Origin of the sequence: Echinicola shivajiensis (assembly GCF_018642165.1) — a bacterium.
Taxonomy (GTDB): domain Bacteria; phylum Bacteroidota; class Bacteroidia; order Cytophagales; family Cyclobacteriaceae; genus Echinicola; species Echinicola shivajiensis.
The window spans coordinates 70028-88640 of record NZ_JAHHZM010000009.1; the positions used below are offsets into that span (position 1 = coordinate 70028).

General features: G+C 39.4%; 13 protein-coding genes. 12 read left to right on the forward strand and 1 reads right to left on the reverse strand.

The window, feature by feature from the left end; genetic code table 11:
- Positions 1 to 15: 15 nt before the first annotated feature.
- The 9 genes from KMW37_RS15195 to KMW37_RS15235 all read left to right on the forward strand — a co-directional run bounded on the left by KMW37_RS15195 (position 16) and on the right by KMW37_RS15235 (position 10291).
- Positions 16 to 1191, forward strand: a complete 1176-nt coding sequence (locus KMW37_RS15195; RefSeq protein ID WP_215225502.1) for a thiolase family protein — start codon at positions 16 to 18, stop codon at positions 1189 to 1191.
- Between the two features lie 78 nt (positions 1192 to 1269).
- Entirely contained in the window at positions 1270 to 1623 is a 354-nt protein-coding gene (locus tag KMW37_RS15200) for a four helix bundle protein (RefSeq protein WP_215225503.1), read from the forward strand.
- Between the two features lie 45 nt (positions 1624 to 1668).
- On the forward strand, positions 1669 to 3471 hold the full coding sequence (locus tag KMW37_RS15205; protein ID WP_215225504.1) for an acyl-CoA dehydrogenase family protein: 1803 nt from the start codon (positions 1669 to 1671) through the stop codon (positions 3469 to 3471).
- A 248-nt stretch (positions 3472 to 3719) separates the two neighbouring features.
- Complete coding sequence (locus KMW37_RS15210; protein ID WP_215225505.1) at positions 3720 to 4880, forward strand: iron-containing alcohol dehydrogenase; 1161 nt, start codon at positions 3720 to 3722, stop codon at positions 4878 to 4880.
- Positions 4881 to 4929: 49 nt separating this feature from the next.
- A complete protein-coding gene (locus KMW37_RS15215) occupies positions 4930 to 5622 on the forward strand; it encodes a type 1 glutamine amidotransferase domain-containing protein (protein ID WP_215225506.1) in 693 nt (230 codons plus the stop codon).
- A 144-nt stretch (positions 5623 to 5766) separates the two neighbouring features.
- Complete coding sequence (locus tag KMW37_RS15220) at positions 5767 to 6753, forward strand: bestrophin family protein (RefSeq protein ID WP_215225507.1); 987 nt, start codon at positions 5767 to 5769, stop codon at positions 6751 to 6753.
- A 166-nt stretch (positions 6754 to 6919) separates the two neighbouring features.
- A complete protein-coding gene (gene eutB / locus KMW37_RS15225; RefSeq protein ID WP_215225508.1) occupies positions 6920 to 9235 on the forward strand; it encodes an ethanolamine ammonia-lyase subunit EutB in 2316 nt (771 codons plus the stop codon).
- A gap of 62 nt (positions 9236 to 9297) precedes the next feature.
- Positions 9298 to 9852 carry a peroxiredoxin family protein gene (locus KMW37_RS15230; protein WP_215225509.1) on the forward strand — a complete coding sequence of 185 codons (555 nt, stop codon included), beginning with the start codon at positions 9298 to 9300 and terminating at the stop codon, positions 9850 to 9852.
- Positions 9830 to 10291, forward strand: a complete 462-nt coding sequence (locus tag KMW37_RS15235; protein WP_215225510.1) for a protein-disulfide reductase DsbD family protein — start codon at positions 9830 to 9832, stop codon at positions 10289 to 10291. The genes KMW37_RS15230 and KMW37_RS15235 overlap by 23 nt, the downstream gene beginning before the upstream one ends.
- A 134-nt stretch (positions 10292 to 10425) precedes the next feature.
- On the opposite strand, the gene KMW37_RS15240 is transcribed toward KMW37_RS15235, so the two are convergent.
- A complete protein-coding gene (locus KMW37_RS15240; protein ID WP_215225511.1) occupies positions 10426 to 12087 on the reverse strand; it encodes a M1 family metallopeptidase in 1662 nt (553 codons plus the stop codon).
- 226 nt (positions 12088 to 12313) lie between these two features.
- Here KMW37_RS15240 and KMW37_RS15245 point away from each other — a divergent pair, with 226 nt between their 5' ends.
- The 3 genes from KMW37_RS15245 (at position 12314) to KMW37_RS15255 (ending at position 18583) form a co-directional block, all read left to right on the forward strand.
- Positions 12314 to 15088 (forward strand): M16 family metallopeptidase, encoded by a 2775-nt coding sequence (locus tag KMW37_RS15245; protein WP_215225512.1) that lies wholly within the window; start codon positions 12314 to 12316, stop codon positions 15086 to 15088.
- A 791-nt stretch (positions 15089 to 15879) separates the two neighbouring features.
- Positions 15880 to 16068 (forward strand): hypothetical protein, encoded by a 189-nt coding sequence (locus KMW37_RS15250; RefSeq protein ID WP_215225513.1) that lies wholly within the window; start codon positions 15880 to 15882, stop codon positions 16066 to 16068.
- Between the two features lie 268 nt (positions 16069 to 16336).
- On the forward strand, positions 16337 to 18583 hold the full coding sequence (locus tag KMW37_RS15255) for a S9 family peptidase (RefSeq protein WP_215225514.1): 2247 nt from the start codon (positions 16337 to 16339) through the stop codon (positions 18581 to 18583).
- Positions 18584 to 18613 lie beyond the last annotated feature (30 nt).

An 18613-nucleotide genomic window follows, 5' to 3' on the forward strand; every position in this document is an offset into this window, starting at 1 on the left:
ATCTAAATACTACAAATGGAAGCTTACATAGTTAACGGATATAGAACAGCAGTGGGAAAGGCCAAGAAAGGTGGTTTCCGCTTTTATAGGCCGGATGATCTGGCCACGGATGTGATCAAACATTTATTGGCACAGACACCGGGACTGGAACCAAGTAGGGTAGATGACCTGATCGTGGGAAATGCAGTGCCAGAAGCTGAGCAAGGCATGCAGATGGGAAGGATGATTTCTCTCATGGCTTTGGGAAAGGTGGTTCCTGGATTTATCATCAACCGATATTGTGGATCTGGTTTGGAAGCGATTGCCTTGGCTACTGCAAAAATCAAGGCGGGTATGGCAGATTGTATCATTGCAGGTGGAACAGAGTCCATGTCTATGGTTCCCATGATGGGCTATAAAACATCCCTTAACTGGAAAATTGCCCAAGAACATCCTGATTATTATCTCAGCATGGGGTTGACAGCAGAGGAGCTGGCGAAAGACTATGATATCACTAGGGAAGATTCAGATCAATTTGCCGTTACTTCTCATGAAAGGGCGATCAGTGCGATCAAGGAAGGGCGATTCAAAGATGAAATTGTCCCTATACAAGTGGAAGAAACCTATGTGGATGAATCTGGCAAAAGGAAAAAAAGAACCTATACAGTAGATACTGATGAAGGACCAAGGCCTGGAACCAATATGGATGTATTGTCCAAGCTGAAACCTGCATTTAAACAGGGAGGACAAGTAACGGCCGGAAACTCTTCGCAGACTTCAGATGGGGCATCCTTTGCCTTGGTGATGTCTGAAAGAATGGTCAAGGAGCTTAATTTGGAACCAGTGGCAAGATTGGTGAGTTACTCCGTGGCTGGTGTAGATCCAAGGATCATGGGCATTGGACCGAAAGAGGCAGTACCAAAAGCACTTAAGCAGGCAGGACTTAGCTTGAATGATATCAATTTGGTAGAGTTGAACGAAGCCTTTGCCGCACAAGCCTTGGCAGTGATCCGCTCTCTGGATATGGACCCGGAGATAGTCAATGTGAATGGAGGAGCTGTAGCATTGGGACATCCACTAGGTTGCACAGGTGCTAAGTTGACTGTACAAATGATCAATGAACTTCGCAGAAGGAAACAGAAATATGGCATGGTTACCGCCTGTGTAGGAGGAGGCCAAGGAGTAGCAGGAGTGGTTGAATTGTTAAGATAGACACTAGACTTGAGACACTAGATTTGAGATTAAATTTTCATTCCTGATACATTATTTTTTAACAAAAACAATTGTGTTATGCATAACTATAAAGAGTTTAAAGTTTGGCAGAGGTCAATTAAATTGACTGTTGAGATTTACAGGATTTCAAGATTTTTTCCGCCGGAAGAAAAGTTTGGTTTGACATCTCAAATTAGAAGATGTGCTATTTCAGTCCCTTCCAATATATCAGAAGGAGCTGGTAGAAAAAGTGATAGGGAGTTTGCTCAATTTTTGGCTGTTTCTCACGGATCTATTTGTGAATTGGAAACTCAACTAATTGTAGCAAAAGAACTTAAATTTATTGAAAGTAATGATTTTGATATACTTTCAGAAGAAATCAATGAATTGCAAAAGATGCTTTATACACTGATTCTCAAATTTGAAGGCTAGTTTAAGTCTAGTGTCTAAAGTCTTATATCTAAAATCTAAAATAACATGGAAACAACAAAGAAAAATACCATCAACGGCGGGGAGTTTTTGATTCGGGAAACGGAAGCCAAGGACATATTTATTCCTGCGGAATTTTCTGAGGAGCAGCGCATGATGGCCCAGGCTTGTCAGGATTTTATTGATACGGAGATCTTAACAAAAGTAGAAGAGATCGACAGTATGAAGGATCCTGAATTGGTACCGGGTATTCTTAAAAAGGCCGGTGAACTGGGCTTGCTGGGCATTTCCGTTCCAGAAGCTTACCAAGGCTTGGGGATGAGTTTCAATACATCTATGTTGATAGCAGATATAATGGGTGCTGCAGGATCTTTTTCCACTACCTATGGGGCACATACGGGTATTGGTACTTTACCGATCCTATTTTATGGCACCGAGGAGCAAAAGGAAAAATACCTGCCCAAGTTGGCCACTGGAGAATGGGCGGCTTGCTATTGTTTGACAGAACCTGATGCTGGATCGGATGCCAATAGCGGAAAGACCAAAGCTACCCTCACCGAAGATGACAAGCATTATTTGCTCAATGGGCAAAAAATGTGGATTTCCAATGGGGGATTTGCAGACCTGTTTATAGTCTTTGCGAAAATAGAGGATGACAAGAATCTAACGGCCTTTATAGTGGAGAAGGATTTTGGTGGAATTACCATGAATGAGGAGGAGAAAAAGATGGGCATTAAAGGTTCTTCCACCCGTCAGGTATTCTTCAATGATTGCAAGGTGCCTGTTGAAAACATGCTTTCCGAACGACAAAATGGTTTTAAGATCGCCGTAAATATCCTGAATATAGGTAGGGTAAAATTGGGGGCAGGTGTTTTGGGTGGTTGTAGGTTGGTGCTAAAAAATGCTTTGACTTACTCTTCTGAGAGGAAACAGTTCGGGGTATCCATCAATACCTTTGGTGCTATAAAATCCAAATTGGCGGAAATGGCCACCAAGACCTATGTCAGCGAATCCCTTTCCTATCGATTGGGACAGGATATTGAAGATCGTATTGATGCCTTGATTGCTGAGGACATGGATGTTAATAAAGCCAAATTGAAAGGAGTGGAGCAGTTCGCCATGGAATGCGCCATTTCAAAAATCCATGGTTCAGAGGTTTTGGATTATGTGGTGGACCAAGGTGTACAGATTTATGGGGGTATGGGCTATTCGGCGGATGCACCCATGGAACGTGCATACAGGGATGCGAGGATATCCAGAATCTATGAAGGTACCAATGAAATCAACAGGATGTTGATGGTGGGCATGCTTTTGAAGCGAGCCATGAAAGGAGAAATCAATCTTTTTGACCCAGCAAAGGCTGTTTCTGAGGAATTGACCTCTGTACCATCCTTTGAAACTATTGATACTTCAGAGTTATTCGCTGCTGAGAAGGAAGTGTTGAAAAAATTGAAAAAGGTATTTTTGATGATAGGGGGCAAGGCAGCATTAAGTTTACAGGCAAAAATAGAAGAAGAGCAGGAGATTATGATGAACTTGGCTGATATCATGATTGAAATCTATGCTGTAGAATCTGCTTTGCTAAGAACTAAGAAGAGAGTTGGCTTGAAAGGGGAAGAGGCATGTAAGCAGCAAATAGCGATGGTGCAAGTTTACTTAACCGAGGCAGTCAATAAAATACAATCATCAGGCAAAGAAGCCATTGCGGCTTTCACTTCAGGAGATGAGCAAAAAGTAATGTTGATGGGCCTAAAACGCTTCACCAAAATGGACCCTTATAATACCAAGGAGCTAAGAAGACAAATAGCCGATGATATGATCGCCAAAGGGAAATATGCTTATTTTGAGTAAAATGAGTAAGGAGTAGAAAGTATTGAAATTTGAGTTTGGAAATATTGTCCCGCTGTCTTAGACACGGGACTTTTTTATAATTTGTGATTATACAAGGAGCATGTAATTCGAACTTATTAAGTTGGTTTAAGATTTGTGCATCTAGTTTCGATATTTCCGAACTAAACAGTTTAATGATTGTTTTAAATAGGCTACGAATTGAAGTTTAGAAATAGAAGATTATAATTAAAAATTGATAAGTGACTGATATGCAAAATTTTGAATTTAAGAATCCCACAAAAATTATTTTTGGAAAAGGGCAAATGCAAAAGCTTGCTGAGGAGATTCCTTCTGGGGCAAAGATCTTGATGACCTATGGAGGTGGTAGTATCAAGAAGAATGGAATTTACGAATCAGTAAAAGAAGCCTTAAAGGATTATGAGCTAATTGAGTTTGGTGGAATTCCAGCCAATCCCGAATATCATGGTTTATTGCCGGCTTTGGAGATAATTAAAAAAGAAAATATTACCTATATGTTGGCTGTAGGGGGTGGATCGGTAATTGATGCTACCAAATTCCTTTCTTCCGCTGCCCTTTTTGAAGGCGAGGAACCTTGGGATATATTGGCCAATAAAATCAGGACCGAAAAAGGTTTGCCTTTTGGAACGGTTTTAACCATTCCTGCAACTGGTTCTGAGTCCAATTCCGGTTCAGTAATATCCAATAAGTATACCAAAGAGAAATTAAGTATGGGCGGGCCTGGCCTGTTTCCACAATTTTCAATATTGGATCCTACAGTGGTTAAAAGTCTTCCCCAAAGACAAATAGCTAATGGCCTTGCTGATGCTTTTACTCATGTATTGGAACAATATATGACCTATCCCGCGGAAGCCTATTTACAGGACAGATTTGCAGAAAGTATACTACAAACCTTAATTGAAGTGGCACCAAGAGTAATGCAAGATCCAGGAGATTATAATGCGGCAGCAAATTTTATGTGGTCATGCACCATGGCCTTGAATGGTCTGATCCAAAAAGGAGTACCCACTGATTGGGCAATCCATGCCATGGGACATGAATTGACTGCCCTTTATGGTATTGATCATGCAAGGACTTTGGCCATCTTGACCACTAGCCACTACGAGTATAATTTTGATAATAAAAAGGCAAAACTCGCCCAATATACCGAGAGAGTTTGGGGAGTTGTCCAAGGATCTGAAGAGGAAAAGGCCAAAGCAGGGATTCAGAAAACAGATGAGTTTTTCCATTCATTAGGAATTGACACCAAGCTTTCTGCTTATGTAGATGATTATAGCAAAACTGCCCAAGAAATTGCAGCAAGATTTATCGATCGCGGTTGGTTGGGATTAGGAGAATATAAAAATCTCGGTCCTTTAGATGTACAGAAGATTGTTGAGCATGCCTATTAGTATCGGGCATGAGTGACGAAGATGGATTAATCAATTAAAATCAGGAACCATGAATATTCTATTTGTATTGACCTCTCATGAAGACCTCGGTGGAACAGGAGAAAAAACCGGATTTTGGATAGAGGAGTTTGCAAGTCCCTATTACTATCTTTCAGATAAAGGGGCAAAAATTACCTTGGCTTCACCTAAAGGAGGGCAGCCTCCAATTGATCCCAAAAGTGATTCCCCAGATTTCAGTACACCTGCCACAGAAAGATTCAAAAAAGACAGGGCATTGCAGGAGAAACTAAGTAAAACCTTAAGACTATCAGAGGTAAAAGAAGCTGATTATGACGCTGTATTTTTTCCGGGAGGCCATGGGCCATTATGGGATTTGGCAGTGGATAAAAATTCTATTAAGCTGATCGAAGATTTCTATAATGAAGGAAAACCTGTGGCTGCGGTTTGTCATGCGCCAATCGTATTTAAAGAAACAAAAGACCAAAATGGGGTTCCATTGGTTCAAGGAAAACAGGTGACAGGTTTTTCCAATTCTGAAGAAGCCGCTGTTCAACTTACGGATGTGGTGCCTTTTTTGGTTGAGGATATTTTGCAATCTAAAGGTGGACTTTACAACAAAGGGGATGATTGGTCAGCTTTTGCCTTGGAGGATGGCTTGATCATCACTGGTCAGAATCCAGCATCCTCTGAATTGGTTGCAGAAAAATTAGCCAATAAGCTTCAAGCAAGGACTTCAAAATAAAAGAAAACAAATCCTCTGAGAGAAATATATTTTCATTCAGGGGATTTTACTTTTTTGAATATCAATATTTTAAGGTGGTATTTGATGAAATTATTGGTTATAATTAATAGGTAATGCTTTTCACCCGTAATCTTAATTATAGCCATGTATATTAAAAGAAACTATGGTTTTTGGATGACTTTTGATTGGTCCAAGAAACCCTTTATTATCGGACTAATTTATTCGCTGGCGATCTTTCTACTTTTCAGTTTTTTACAAATAGATATATCCATTCCATGGCAGCCGATTAGTATCATCGGTATTGCTGTGGCGTTTTACCTTGGCTTTAAGAATAACAGTTCGTATGACAGAACTTGGGAGGCCCGTAAAATCTGGGGCGGGATAGTGAATAACAGCAGGAGCTTTGGTGCTGCAGCAGTGGCTTTTGTACAAGGAGAAGATCATCAGAAAATAAAAAAGGAATTAATCTACAGACATATAGCTTGGTTGGTAGCTCTTAGGTATCAGTTACGCTTAAGCAGGGAATGGGAGCATCAAAGGCATCGCCTAAATGATCGTTATTCACCAACTGTATGTGAAGATTATACTGATAAGCTGGAAAATGAATTAAAGCGATATCTATCAGGAGAAGATTTAGATAAGGTTTCCAAAAGTACCAATACAGCTACACAAATTATGAGGCTCCAATCTGAAAGACTCCAAGAATTAAGGGATAAGGAATATTTTGAAGATTTCAGACATATGGAATTTCATGCCTTGATCAGGAGTTTTTATGATGATCAGGGAAAATCAGAAAGGATTAAGAATTTTCCTTTTCCCAGACAATATGCCTCTACTGCAGTTTGGTTGACTTTTGTGTTCTGTGCTTTTGTACCACTTGGATTGTTGAATGTATTCAATGATACGCAGAATTGGGTTTATTGGGCCGGTCCAATAATTTCAGGTCTTCTGATCTGGGTATTTTTCTTAATGGAAAAGATTGGTGATTATTCTGAAAACCCTTTTGAAGGAACCTATAACGATGTACCCATAACATCTATTTCGAGAGGGATTGAAATAGATCTTAGGGAAATGATTAATGATACCAATATCCCAGGACCAATCAAGGATGAAAATGGTTTTTTGATGTAAGAACAAGAAGATTGTATTTTTTGCCTAAACAGGTAATCCAAAATTTATTAAGGTATAAAGAGCTAAAATCCCTATATTCAATAGTTGAAAATGGAGAAAGGAATCAATCCTTTTAGCTAACCCAAAATGCCTACTATCAAGTACTGTAAATAATATCACAGCTGGCATGAACAGAAAAGAATTTTTGATTAGATCAGGAATGTTAGGTTCCTCTCTGCTTTTATTTAGTGGATTTACTATTCTTAATAGGGAAGGAAGGCAAAGCTTAAAACCTTTGGATATTTCAGTACCCTTGGATGGTGAAGATCTTTTTAGCTACATCAACAGAAAATCAGGAAAGTATAATTTAGACCTTTACCGGCAATTGATTGGCGCTGCCAATGAGTTCAAAGAAGGAGACCAAACCTTGGGCATAGCTGCCAAGAATGAATCAGACCGAAATCATGCGCGTACACTTTTGGGAAATACACGATTGGGTGAGATCAATAAGCATGTAATTTATAAAGATGATCAGCTTGATTTGATCTTGGATACCACTGATTCTGTAAAGAGAATGAAGTTGGATAGCTGGACCATGACTGAGCTCAAGGATTTTTTGCTAAAGGAAGATGAAAGGGCCATAAAAGAAATCATGCCGGGTCTGAGCAGTGATGTGATTGGCTGTGTGGCAAAGCTCATGAGTAATGAAGATTTGATACAAGTAAGCCAAAAAGTTTTCAATCCATTGCCCAATAGTAAAATTGGCAGTAAAGGATATATGAGTGCAAGGGTCCAGCCCAATTCACCCACGGATAATCCAGAAGATATTATCTGGCAGGTATTTGATGCCTGGTCCTATGGAGTGGGCGATTTGGTTTTGGGTACCAATCCCGTTTCTTCTGAGGTAGCTTCAGTAGCCAAAATTGAGGCAGCGCTTTTTGATATTTTGACCACCTTTGGCTTGGAAAGTACCATGCCCAATTGCGTTCTCTCGCATATAGATGTGCAGGCTGCTGTAGAAGAGAAACAGCCTGGAACTACTGGAATCTGGTTCCAGAGTTTGGCAGGAACCGTGAATGCCAATAAGACCTTCGATGTCAGCATAGATAAAATGATGGACCATCTGGCCAAGAGAGACGGGCAGTATGGGCTTTATGCTGAGACTGGTCAAGGGGCAGATTTTACCAATGGACATGGTGAGGGGTTCGATATGGTCTTGCATGAATCCAGGAAGTATGGATTTATTCGTGCCCTCAAAGCAAAAATGGAGGAAGGAAAGACAGAAGATCAAATTCCTTGGGTACATGTAAATGATGTAGCAGGCTTTATTGGCCCTGAAGTTTTTAAAACCAAGGAACAGCTGGTCAGATGCTGTTTGGAGGATACTTTCATGGGCAAATTGCACGGCTTGTGCATTGGACTGGATGTATGTTCAACGCTGCATATGGATGTGAACCTTAATGATTTGGATTGGTGCATAGAGCAGATCATGCCTGCGAATCCAGCTTATTTGATGGCATTACCCACCAAAAATGATCCTATGCTTAGCTATTTAACTACCGGCTTTAATAATCATGTCAAAGTCCGCGAGCAGTTTGGCTACAAAGTCAATGATGCTATGTGGGATTTCTTTAAAAGAATAGGGGTGATTGGGAGTGACAATAAGCCCACTGTTCATTTTGGTGACCCTACTTGGGTATATTATCAATATTGTTTGGCAAAAGGAGATCTAAGAAGTCGAGAAGAAATCTTTGCGGATGGCAAGCGCAAAATTGTGGCTATTAGAGAAAGGGGAGTTCCTATAGCCGAAGGTTATGGAGAAAATATTTGGGACCTTGAGCCTCAGCTTGCCAAGCAGGTAGATGAACTGTATGAGGATGCAAAGGTAAGTTTATGGACAGAGATGCCAGAGATTTTCGTCAAGGGAATTCCATCTGCAGTGCCTATCCTTACCCAATCTTTAGATAGAAAGGACTATGTCTATCATCCCGAATCAGGTGAGCAGCTAAGCAAGGAGGCAATAAAAAGTCTGAGAAAAATAAAGTCTAATTGGAAGGGAAAGGCCCCTAATGTTCAACTGGTGATTTCGGATGGTCTCAATGCAAGAGCTTTAATGGACGAAGGACATTTAGAGGCATTTTTGGGAATGCTAAAAAGTACCTTGGAGAATGAGGGATATACGATTTCAGATGAAAATATAGTGATACGACATGGGCGTGTTCGTGCTGGTTATGCTTGTGGTGAATTATTGTTTGGAAATGATAATGAGCCAAATTCCTGTAAAAGCATATTGCATATTATAGGTGAAAGGCCAGGATCCGGGCACCACAATTTTTCAGTTTACCTGACAGCTGCCCCATCCAGCACTTGGGCGAAGAAAGGTGAGGTGGACCATAATATTTCGCGGGTAGTATCCGGGATATCAGATAGCTCACTGGTACCGGAAAGGGCCGCTAAAGAAACAGTAAATATTCTTGGACAAATGATCGCTAAGTGGGCTTGATCTCTTGTGGGCTTTTAATTTTATTGGGAAACAGTTAAATTTATGTAATATACTGTTTATCAATGAAATATAAAATATTCATCATATGGGCCTTTATTATTAGCTTACCGCTAATGGGCTTTGGTCAGTCGGAAGATCTGGACGGAGAGGACATGAGCCTTCCTGATTTTTCATTGGTGGATTTGGAAGGTAATACTTTTACGGATGAAGATTTCAGAGGGAGTTATTTGGTGCTACATATAGCGACTACTTGGTGCCCATTTTGCAATGCCGAAGCACCTTATTTACAAGAGTTGGCAGAGGATTATCAGGATAAGAATGTAAAGGTCCTGATCATTGATGTGAAAGAACCGGCAGAATTGGTGAGGGAGAAACTGCAGGATAAATTTAATTTTACCTTTCCTGTTTTACTGGATGAGGATGGAGAGGTGGCAGCCAGTTTTGCTCCTCAAGATGTATTGCCTGATTTAGCTAGGGATGAGGTAATGTTAGCCTCCAATATGTTGATCGATAAAGAGGGAAATATCAGGTTCATGTCCCTTTTGGATTCCAAAAATTTTGATGCTAAGCTGGTGGCTTTAAAGGCTAAATTGGATGAGATTTTGGAAGAAAATTAGTTTGGGCTGCCTTGCTTTGTTATTGTTGTCTTCCAATACAGTTCAAGAAAAACATTGGCTGACATTTTTTTCCAAGGAAATAAATTTAAATGTCAATTCAGAATTTATTGAACTTGTTTTCCATATTGATCCTGAGATGCATATTCAGGCCAACAGGGTGAAAGACCCTAATTTGATTCCTACTAAAATATCCATTGATTGGCCAGCCAAATTAGAAGTAAGCCCACCTCAATATCCTAATTATAAAATCCTAAGGCTAAAGGGAAGCGAAGAAGGTTTACAGGTTTATACTGGAAAATTATTAGTTAAATATCCATTGGGCAAGCCCACGGCGGGTGTTTATAGAATAGAGGGAGATATTCTTTATCAAGCTTGTAATGAATACAAATGTTTTTTTCCACGAACACTAAATTTTAGTTTCTTACTAAATATTGAATAGAGGCAATTCGGGTTTGCAGTTGATTTTTACAATTTTGACATGAAGAAATATTTGAAATTATTAGTGTAAAGAGGTAATAAAAAAGCACTGCAATTATGATAATATTGCAGTGCTTTTTTATGCTTAGAGGGAATTTATTTTCCCAATATATCCATGCTTGCTATATAGAAATTGCGGTCTACTTTTAGACTAGCTTGCTTGGATGCAAGTTGTATGGAGTTCCATTCGGTCGTCGGTTTTAACCATTTTTCCTTACCATCAATCCAGATTTTAACAGGCATATTAAAACCATCCACTGTATTTTCCCATCGGTAGGCCAAAGTACCATCTTTAACTGTATAGCTGAATACAGGGATTTTTGTATCTCTCAAGTATTGGTCAAAAACGTTACTTAGGTCGATGCCAGCATTTTCGCTAATATAGTTCTCAACCTCCCTGCTTGTAACAGTTTTATGGTAAAATTCTTTATTTAGGCTTCTGAGGATATTACGCCATTTTTCATCATCATTAATGATTTGTCTAATGGTATGTAGCATATTGGCCCCTTTATAGTACATATCTCCTGATCCTTCATAGTTGACCCCATATTTTCCGATGATAGGTCGATCATTATTGATGGCCATGCGTGTTCCTAAAACATAATCACTGGCAGCTTCTGTGCCATAGAAGTAATCCAAAAACAGACTTTCGGAGTAAGCGGTGAAGCCTTCATGCACCCACATATCAGCCACATCCTTATTGGTGATATTATTGGCAAACCATTCATGTCCTGATTCATGAATAATAATAAAGTCAAATTTTAAGCCCCAGCCTGTACTGCTAAGGTCACGACCTAAATAGCCATTGCCATAGCGGTTTCCATATGTAACTGAGCTTTGGTGCTCCATTCCCAGGTAAGGAACTTCGACCAATTTATAGCCATCTTCATAAAATGGGTAAGGACCAAACCAATGCTCAAAGGCTTCCATCATCCTGGTAGCATCCTTAAATTGTTTTTTGGCCTTGTCTAGATTTTCACGCAAGACATAATAGTCCATATCCAATTCACCTTTTTCTCCTTGGTACTTTTCTGAGAAATGAACATAGTCACCAATATTGATATTGATGCCGTAATTATTGATCGGATTTTTTACTTCCCAAGTGTAGGTTTTTGTTTTGGCTTTTCTGTTTCTTTCAGTTTTGATGAGTCTTCCATTGGAGACATCCATTAAGTTTTCGGGAACTTCTACTTTTATAATCGCCCCATTGTCTGGTTCATCTGAAGGATGGTCTTTATTGGGCCACCAAATACTGGAGCCTATTCCTTGGTTGGCATTGGCGATAAACGGCAAGCCATTGCTGTCTTTGTTCCAAGTAAGTCCTCCATCCCAAGGAGGTCTAATAGCAACAATTGGTTTTCCAGAAAAGTAGAAGGTGATGTCATAAATATGACCTATAGTTTGATCTTCTTTTAGGCTAATAAAATGCGCATTTCCATCATGTTCTATTTCTAGTTCTTCACCATTTTGAACTGCTTTACTTAGTTGCATGGGAGGCTGAAGGTCAATTTGAAGTTTCTTTTTTTCAGACTTGACCTTATAAGTCATGGTATTGGTTCCGGAAATAAATTGCTTGTCTGGTTCTACTTTGATATCCAGTGAATAATGCTGCAAGTCCCACCAAGCCCTTTCTTGCGTTATGGAACCTCTTAAGGTATCTTGTCTGGTAAACTCCCCATCATGCGGGAAAAGCTGTGCATTTGCAGATAAGCTGCAAAGCAGTAAGGTTGCCATAAACAATGGTCTTATCAATTTCATATCCATTAAAATTGGGTTTCTATTCTAGATTTGATATACTAAGGTACTTTTTATTGATTTAATAAGTGAACGTAAATTTTGGAAAAGTAATAATTGATTGTATAAATATTAAGCTCCACCATAAACCTTGTTAACTAATAATTTATCCTAAAATACTGATTTCAAGTAGCTTATTTTTTTATATTAGGAATACCTATGCCAGTATGAACCTAAATGCTTTTCTATTATGAAAAAATCAGTTTTTGCCCTATTACTATTAATAGGCTGTATGGGAACCACATTAGCCCAAACCTTTAAATCCCAAGACATCAATATTGAGTATGAACGGTATGTTTTACCTAATGGTCTGCGACTTTTGGTACACGAAGATCACAAAGCACCTATTGTGGCGGTGAATGTTTGGTACCATGTTGGTTCTAAAAATGAAAAACCTGGAAAGAGTGGTTTTGCCCACTTATTTGAGCACCTGATGTTCAATGGCTCTGAAAATTTTGACGATGATTATTTTCAGGCCATAGAAAGGATAGGTGGGACCGATGTAAATGGAACAACCAATACTGATCGAACCAATTATTTCCAGAATGTTCCTGTAGCGGCTTTGGATCAAGTCTTATTTCTTGAATCTGACCGAATGGGTCACCTGCTTGGGGTCATTGATCAGGAGGTGTTGGATGAGCAGCGTGGTGTGGTGCAGAATGAAAAGAGGCAAGGCGAAAATCAACCTTACGGAATGCAGTGGGATTATCTTACCAAGGCCATGTATCCTAAAGGGCATCCATATTCTTGGACAGTCATAGGGGAAATGGAAGATTTGGATGCGGCCACGGTAGATGATGTGCATGAATGGTTCAAATCCTATTATGGTGCGGCCAATGCGGTAATAGCTATCGCAGGAGATATAGAACCAGATGATGTTTACCAAAGGGTCTTGAAATATTTTGGTGATATCCCAGCCGGTCAAACGGTAGAGCGGCAAGAGGTTAATATTCCCGTACATGCCAGGGATTCTTACCAGGTTTATGAAGACCGAGTACCGGAAAGTAGGATACTCTTTGCCTGGAATACTCCACAGTTTGGAGATCGAGAGGATATTCATTTTGATTTGATTTCGGCTTTATTAAGTAGTGGTAAGAGCAGTAGATTGTACAAAAGATTGGTTTATGAAGATCAATTGGCCAGCCAGGTGCAAGCATTTCAGGCTTCTTCAGAAATCGCCAGCCGATTTATAACCTATGCCAATGTCAGGCCTGGTGAGGATGTGCAAGAGGTTAGAAGGATTATGCTGGAGGAAATAGAACGATTGGTAAATGAAGGCCCAACAGAAGCGGAACTCAAACGCGTGAAGGCAGCGTATTTTGCCAATTTTATTAAAGGAATGGAGAGAATTGGTGGATTTGGAGGGGTTTCGGATATTTTAGCTTCTAATGAAACTTATTTTGGAGATGCTTCTTACTATAAGACTGTTTTGAAATATGTGGAAGAGGCTACCGTAGCCGATGTTCAGGCGACGGCAAAAGAGTGGTTGAATCAGGGCAAGCATGTATTGGTATGTAATCCTTTCCCTGATTATACGGTCAGTGAGGGTACGGTTGATCGTTCATCCTTGCCTCCGTTGGGGGAGCCTAAAAGTTCTAAGTTTCCTGATTTGCAAAAAGCAGAACTATCGAATGGGATGAAAATAATTTTGGCCCAGCGAAAAGGTGTTCCTACGGTAGCCATGAATTTAATGTTTGATGCTGGATATAAGTCGGATTACCTTTCCAAGGCGGGGACTGCTTCCTTAGCCATGAACTTGATGGATGAAGGGACCAAGAATATGAGTACTTTGGAAATCAGTGAAAAATTGCAAATGCTTGGTGCCAGTCTAAATACAGGATCTGATACAGATATTTCTTCTGTCAGCATGACTACCTTAAAACCCACCTTGGATGAAAGTTTGGATTTATTTTCTGATGTGGTGCTCAATCCTGCTTTTGCAGAGAATGAATTTGAGCGTTTAAAACAAGAACAGCTGAACAATATCAAGCGTGAAAAATCCCAACCTGTGCCTATGGCCTTGAGGGTAATGAATAAATTCCTTTATGGGGAAAACCACCCATATAGCAGTCCATATACCGGTACAGGTTATGAAAATACTGTGACTGAATTGAGCCGGGAGGATATGGTGGACTTTTATCAAACTTGGATAAAGCCGAATAATGCCACTTTGGTAATTACCGGGGATGTGGAAATGGCTGAACTGAAATCTAAGTTGGAAGCAGCGTTCAAAAACTGGAAAAAAGGTGATGTGCCTAGTATCAAATTCACCAAGCCTGAAACAGGCACCAAAAATACCTTGTATTTGATGGACAGGCCTGAATCCCAACAATCTGTAATCATTGCAGGTAACTTAATTGATAAATATGGCGATATTTCTGAGATCGCCCGTGAGCAGATGATCAATATTTTGGGAGGTGAATTTACTTCTCGCATCAATATGAATTTGAGAGAGGATAAGCACTGGGCCTATGGAGCCTTTGGTTTGGTCTTGAATGCAGAACATGAGCGTCCATTCTTGGTTTATGCACCGGTGCAAACTGATAAATCAGCCGAATCCATCCAAGAATTGAAGAAGGAATTGACACAATTTATTGGCGATAAACCCGCTACTGAAGAAGAATTGGAAAAAGTCAAAAACAATCAGGTTATGGCTTTGCCAGGGCAGTGGGAGACCAATTCAGCCGTTAATGGTTCATTGTATAATATGGTGAAATACAATCTTCCAGAAGATTATTATCAGAAATACGATGCGAATGTAAGAAATCTGAACCTCTCTGATGTGAAGAAAGTAAGTGAGCAGGTAGTCCAACCAGAAAATGTCAATTGGTTTGTTGTTGGAGACAAGTCAAAAATTATAGATAAGTTAGAATCCTTGGGTTTTGATCAGATTGTAGAGATTGATACCGATGGGAATCCAGTTAAGAAGGAAATGCCCAAAATCCCTCAGGAGGGGGACAAATAATAAAGTGGTTTGATTAAGTCATCAAGTGCCTGGTTCTTATTTGGATCGGGCACTTTTTTTATTCCTCACAAAGCATGTGAAGACTTTTATTGGATTCCTAAAGTTCTTTTTGCGCCCTTAGCGGGACCTTTGTGTCCTTTGCGTGGAATTGTTTGTTATTCTCGCAGAGTACGCTAAGATTGCGCAAAGCACTCCAATACATTTATTGTATCTCTACGGTTCTTTTTGCGTTCTTGGCGCCAACTTTGCGTCTTTTGCGTGGAGTTATTAATTATTCTCGCAGAGCGCGCTAAGATTGCTCAAAGCACGTGATGACCTTTATTATACCCTTTATTCCTTTGTACTCTTAGTGGCATCTTTGAGGCCTTTGCGAGGAACACTTAAAACCTTTTCATTAGGATTTTTTATCTAAATAAACTCCCCCAAAAGCCAAATTTGTCTAAAACCGGGAATAAAATATAATTTTGGAAAGCTTTTTGGCATTACGCAGTTTAACATTTTTATCAGCCCAAGAATACTTTGAACCTACAGTTGATTTATTCTTAAAATTGTACAAAAAAGAAGGTTGTATTATATTGTTTATATGTTTTGTTTAATAATATATATGAAAATTAATAAATATTTCATTTGATATTTTTATGATTTTGAATTATATAAAGTATTGCGTTTTTAAATTTTGTCAGTATAAAAATATAATTTATTATTTTATATAGTTGTAATATATTGTTTGATATACAGGTGAGATGGAGTGTTGCCTTCCTGTTAATATGAAAAATGTTATATTTGCATTTATGGATAGAGAAGAAATTAATTCCGAAATTCACAAAATCATCGATAAGCTACCTGACGAGATGTTTGAAGATTTAGATGTAGCAACAGATAATCAGGAAAAACACAAGACCAAACTCCTTCGCTTTTCTCACAGTCTAAACAAGATTTTAAGAGAGGATAAAAAAGTTTTTAAAAAGCTTATCAAGTAATTTCTATATCGAAACTGCCGTTTTAGTTGGTCTGAAAATCAGTATTCGGCCTTTCAATTATTTCAATCAGCTTTTGGCTCAGTGGACAATTTTTCCTATTGCTCAATAGGTGATGGGATAGTACGTCCTAATAAAACCAAATTACCAATAACTTGTACATAATTAACAAGTACTTTTCCGGAAGAATTATATCCTAGATTCTTCAGTATTATTTGACTATTTTTATTATTGGCCTGTTTTGCCTTTTTAACCAATACCGAATAAACTGATGAAAAAGAGATTATTGATCATGGCTTGGCTAATAGCTACACTGCCCATATTTACCATTGCGCAAGATGCTAAGCTGACTTTAGACCGAATTTATTCAGGAGAATTCTCGCAAAAGGGACTTCCTGCCTTGCAGTGGGTAGATGGAGGTGAGGCTTACGCAGTAGTGGAGAGAAATGAATCCGGTCAACCAGAGATTGCAAAGTATGCTGCTCAAAGTGGAGAAAGAAGCCTTTTGGTGGAGGCTGTAGATTTAATTCCCGGGGGATCAGAAGGATCGATTGGCATTGAAAGCTTCAATTTCAGTCCAGATAAATCCAAACTTTTGATTTTTACCAATTCCTCAAGGGTGTGGCGTGCCAATACCAAAGGGGATTATTGGGTGTTGGATTTGGAGACAAAAGAACTGGATCAATTGGGTAAGGACTTTCCAGCCTCTTCACTGATGTTTGCCAAATTTTCTGATGATCAATCCAAGGCTGCTTATGTACATGCTTTTAACCTTTATGTGGAGGATCTTGAAACAGGTAGGGTTACTCAGCTGACCAATACAGGTGGAAAGGACATTATCAATGGCACATTTGATTGGGCCTATGAAGAGGAATTTGGTGCCCGAGATGGGTTTAGATGGAGTCCATCTGGAGAGCAGCTGGCCTTTTGGAACTTTGATATTTCCAAGGTGGGGACTTTTTATATGATCAATAATACCGATTCTGTTTATTCCAAGCCTATTCCCTTACAGTATCCTAAGGTAGGACAAGACCCTTCCTCAGTGAAAATAGGTGTTGCGGACTTAGGCACAGATGAGGTTTACTGGGTTCCGGTTCCTGGATCGTCAGTGCAAAACTATATACCCGGAATGCAATGGGTAGATGAGCAAACTCTGATGATCCAACAATTGAACAGGCACCAGAACAAGTTAACCGTATGGACTTATGATGTAAAAACTGAGGAGCTCAAAGAAATTTACACTGAGAGAGAGAATACCTGGGTGGACATTTATTATCCTGACGTTTCTGCAGGTGGCTGGGAAGAAAATGACCTGAAATTAGTGGATGACAATTCTGCCTTTTTGCGCATGACAGAGAATGATGGCTGGAGACATATTTATAAAGTGGATATTGCCAGTGGAAAAAAGATTTTGCTTACTCCTACTGAGTATGATGTCGCTAGCATAGCAGGAGTGACAGATAAGGAAATCTATTTTCATGCTTCTCCCGAAAACACGACTCAGCGTTATTTGTACAAAACTGATTTAAAGGGCAAAGGAAAAAGCAGTAGGGTTACTCCTGAAGCGTTCACTGGTATCAATATTTATAATTGCTCTCCGAATGGTGAATATGCGATTTTAAGTCATAGTGAGGCAATGTCCCCAAGTACTTACCATTTAATTGCTCTGAAGAAGCATGAAGAGATCAGGACTATGGAGGCCAATTTGGAATATAAAGAGCAACTTGGGAATTTGGATTTGCCAGAGGTGGAATTTTTCCAAGTGGACATTGATGGTGGAGTACAGATAGATGGCCGAATGATCAAGCCGGTGGATTTCGATCCAAATAAGCAGTATCCAGTGTTATTCCATGTTTATGGAGAGCCATGGGGAGCTGTGGCTACGGATAATTTTGTTGGTCTTTGGAATATCATGTTGGCGCAGGAAGGCTATGTAATTATTGATATGGACAATAGAGGTACGCCATGTTTAAAAGGCAGCGAATGGAGAAAGAGTATTTATAGGAAAGTGGGAGTGATCAATGCCGATGATCAGGCTAAGGCTGCCAAAGAAGTTTTTAATACTTTTGACTTTATCGACCCTGAAAGGGTGGCAGTATGGGGTTGGAGCGGAGGAGGTTCCATGACCCAGAATTTGCTCTTCAAATACCCTGAAATATACCAAACGGGCTTGGCGGTTGCAGGTGTTTCCTTCCAGTTGATTTATGATAATATTTACCAAGAGCGTTATATGGGATTGCCTCAGGAAAATCCAGAAGATTTCTTCAATGGTTCACCTGTTACTTATGCCAAGGGACTACAGGGGAATTTATTATTAGTTCATGGTACCAATGATGATAATGTGCATTATCAAAGTCAGGAAATTTTGGTCAATGAGTTGATCCGTCAAAATAAGCAATTTGATATGATGGCCTATCCTAACCGTTCTCATGGAATCTATGAAGGTGTGAACACAAGAAGACATTTGTATACGCTTTTGACCAATTATTTGATGAAACATACTCCAGTCAATGAGTAATTAATATCTATATAACTTAAAAGTATTATT

Coding starts and splice junctions, on each gene's coding strand:
- KMW37_RS15230 (WP_215225509.1), top strand. CDS start 9,298: ATGAAATATAAAATATTCATCATATGGGCCTTTATTATTAGCTTACCG.
- eutB (WP_215225508.1), top strand. CDS start 6,920: ATGAACAGAAAAGAATTTTTGATTAGATCAGGAATGTTAGGTTCCTCT.
- KMW37_RS15240 (WP_215225511.1), bottom strand. CDS start 12,087: ATGAAATTGATAAGACCATTGTTTATGGCAACCTTACTGCTTTGCAGC.
- KMW37_RS15200 (WP_215225503.1), top strand. CDS start 1,270: ATGCATAACTATAAAGAGTTTAAAGTTTGGCAGAGGTCAATTAAATTG.
- KMW37_RS15220 (WP_215225507.1), top strand. CDS start 5,767: ATGTATATTAAAAGAAACTATGGTTTTTGGATGACTTTTGATTGGTCC.
- KMW37_RS15245 (WP_215225512.1), top strand. CDS start 12,314: ATGAAAAAATCAGTTTTTGCCCTATTACTATTAATAGGCTGTATGGGA.
- KMW37_RS15210 (WP_215225505.1), top strand. CDS start 3,720: ATGCAAAATTTTGAATTTAAGAATCCCACAAAAATTATTTTTGGAAAA.
- KMW37_RS15255 (WP_215225514.1), top strand. CDS start 16,337: ATGAAAAAGAGATTATTGATCATGGCTTGGCTAATAGCTACACTGCCC.
- KMW37_RS15215 (WP_215225506.1), top strand. CDS start 4,930: ATGAATATTCTATTTGTATTGACCTCTCATGAAGACCTCGGTGGAACA.
- KMW37_RS15195 (WP_215225502.1), top strand. CDS start 16: ATGGAAGCTTACATAGTTAACGGATATAGAACAGCAGTGGGAAAGGCC.
- KMW37_RS15235 (WP_215225510.1), top strand. CDS start 9,830: ATGAGATTTTGGAAGAAAATTAGTTTGGGCTGCCTTGCTTTGTTATTG.
- KMW37_RS15205 (WP_215225504.1), top strand. CDS start 1,669: ATGGAAACAACAAAGAAAAATACCATCAACGGCGGGGAGTTTTTGATT.
- KMW37_RS15250 (WP_215225513.1), top strand. CDS start 15,880: ATGGATAGAGAAGAAATTAATTCCGAAATTCACAAAATCATCGATAAG.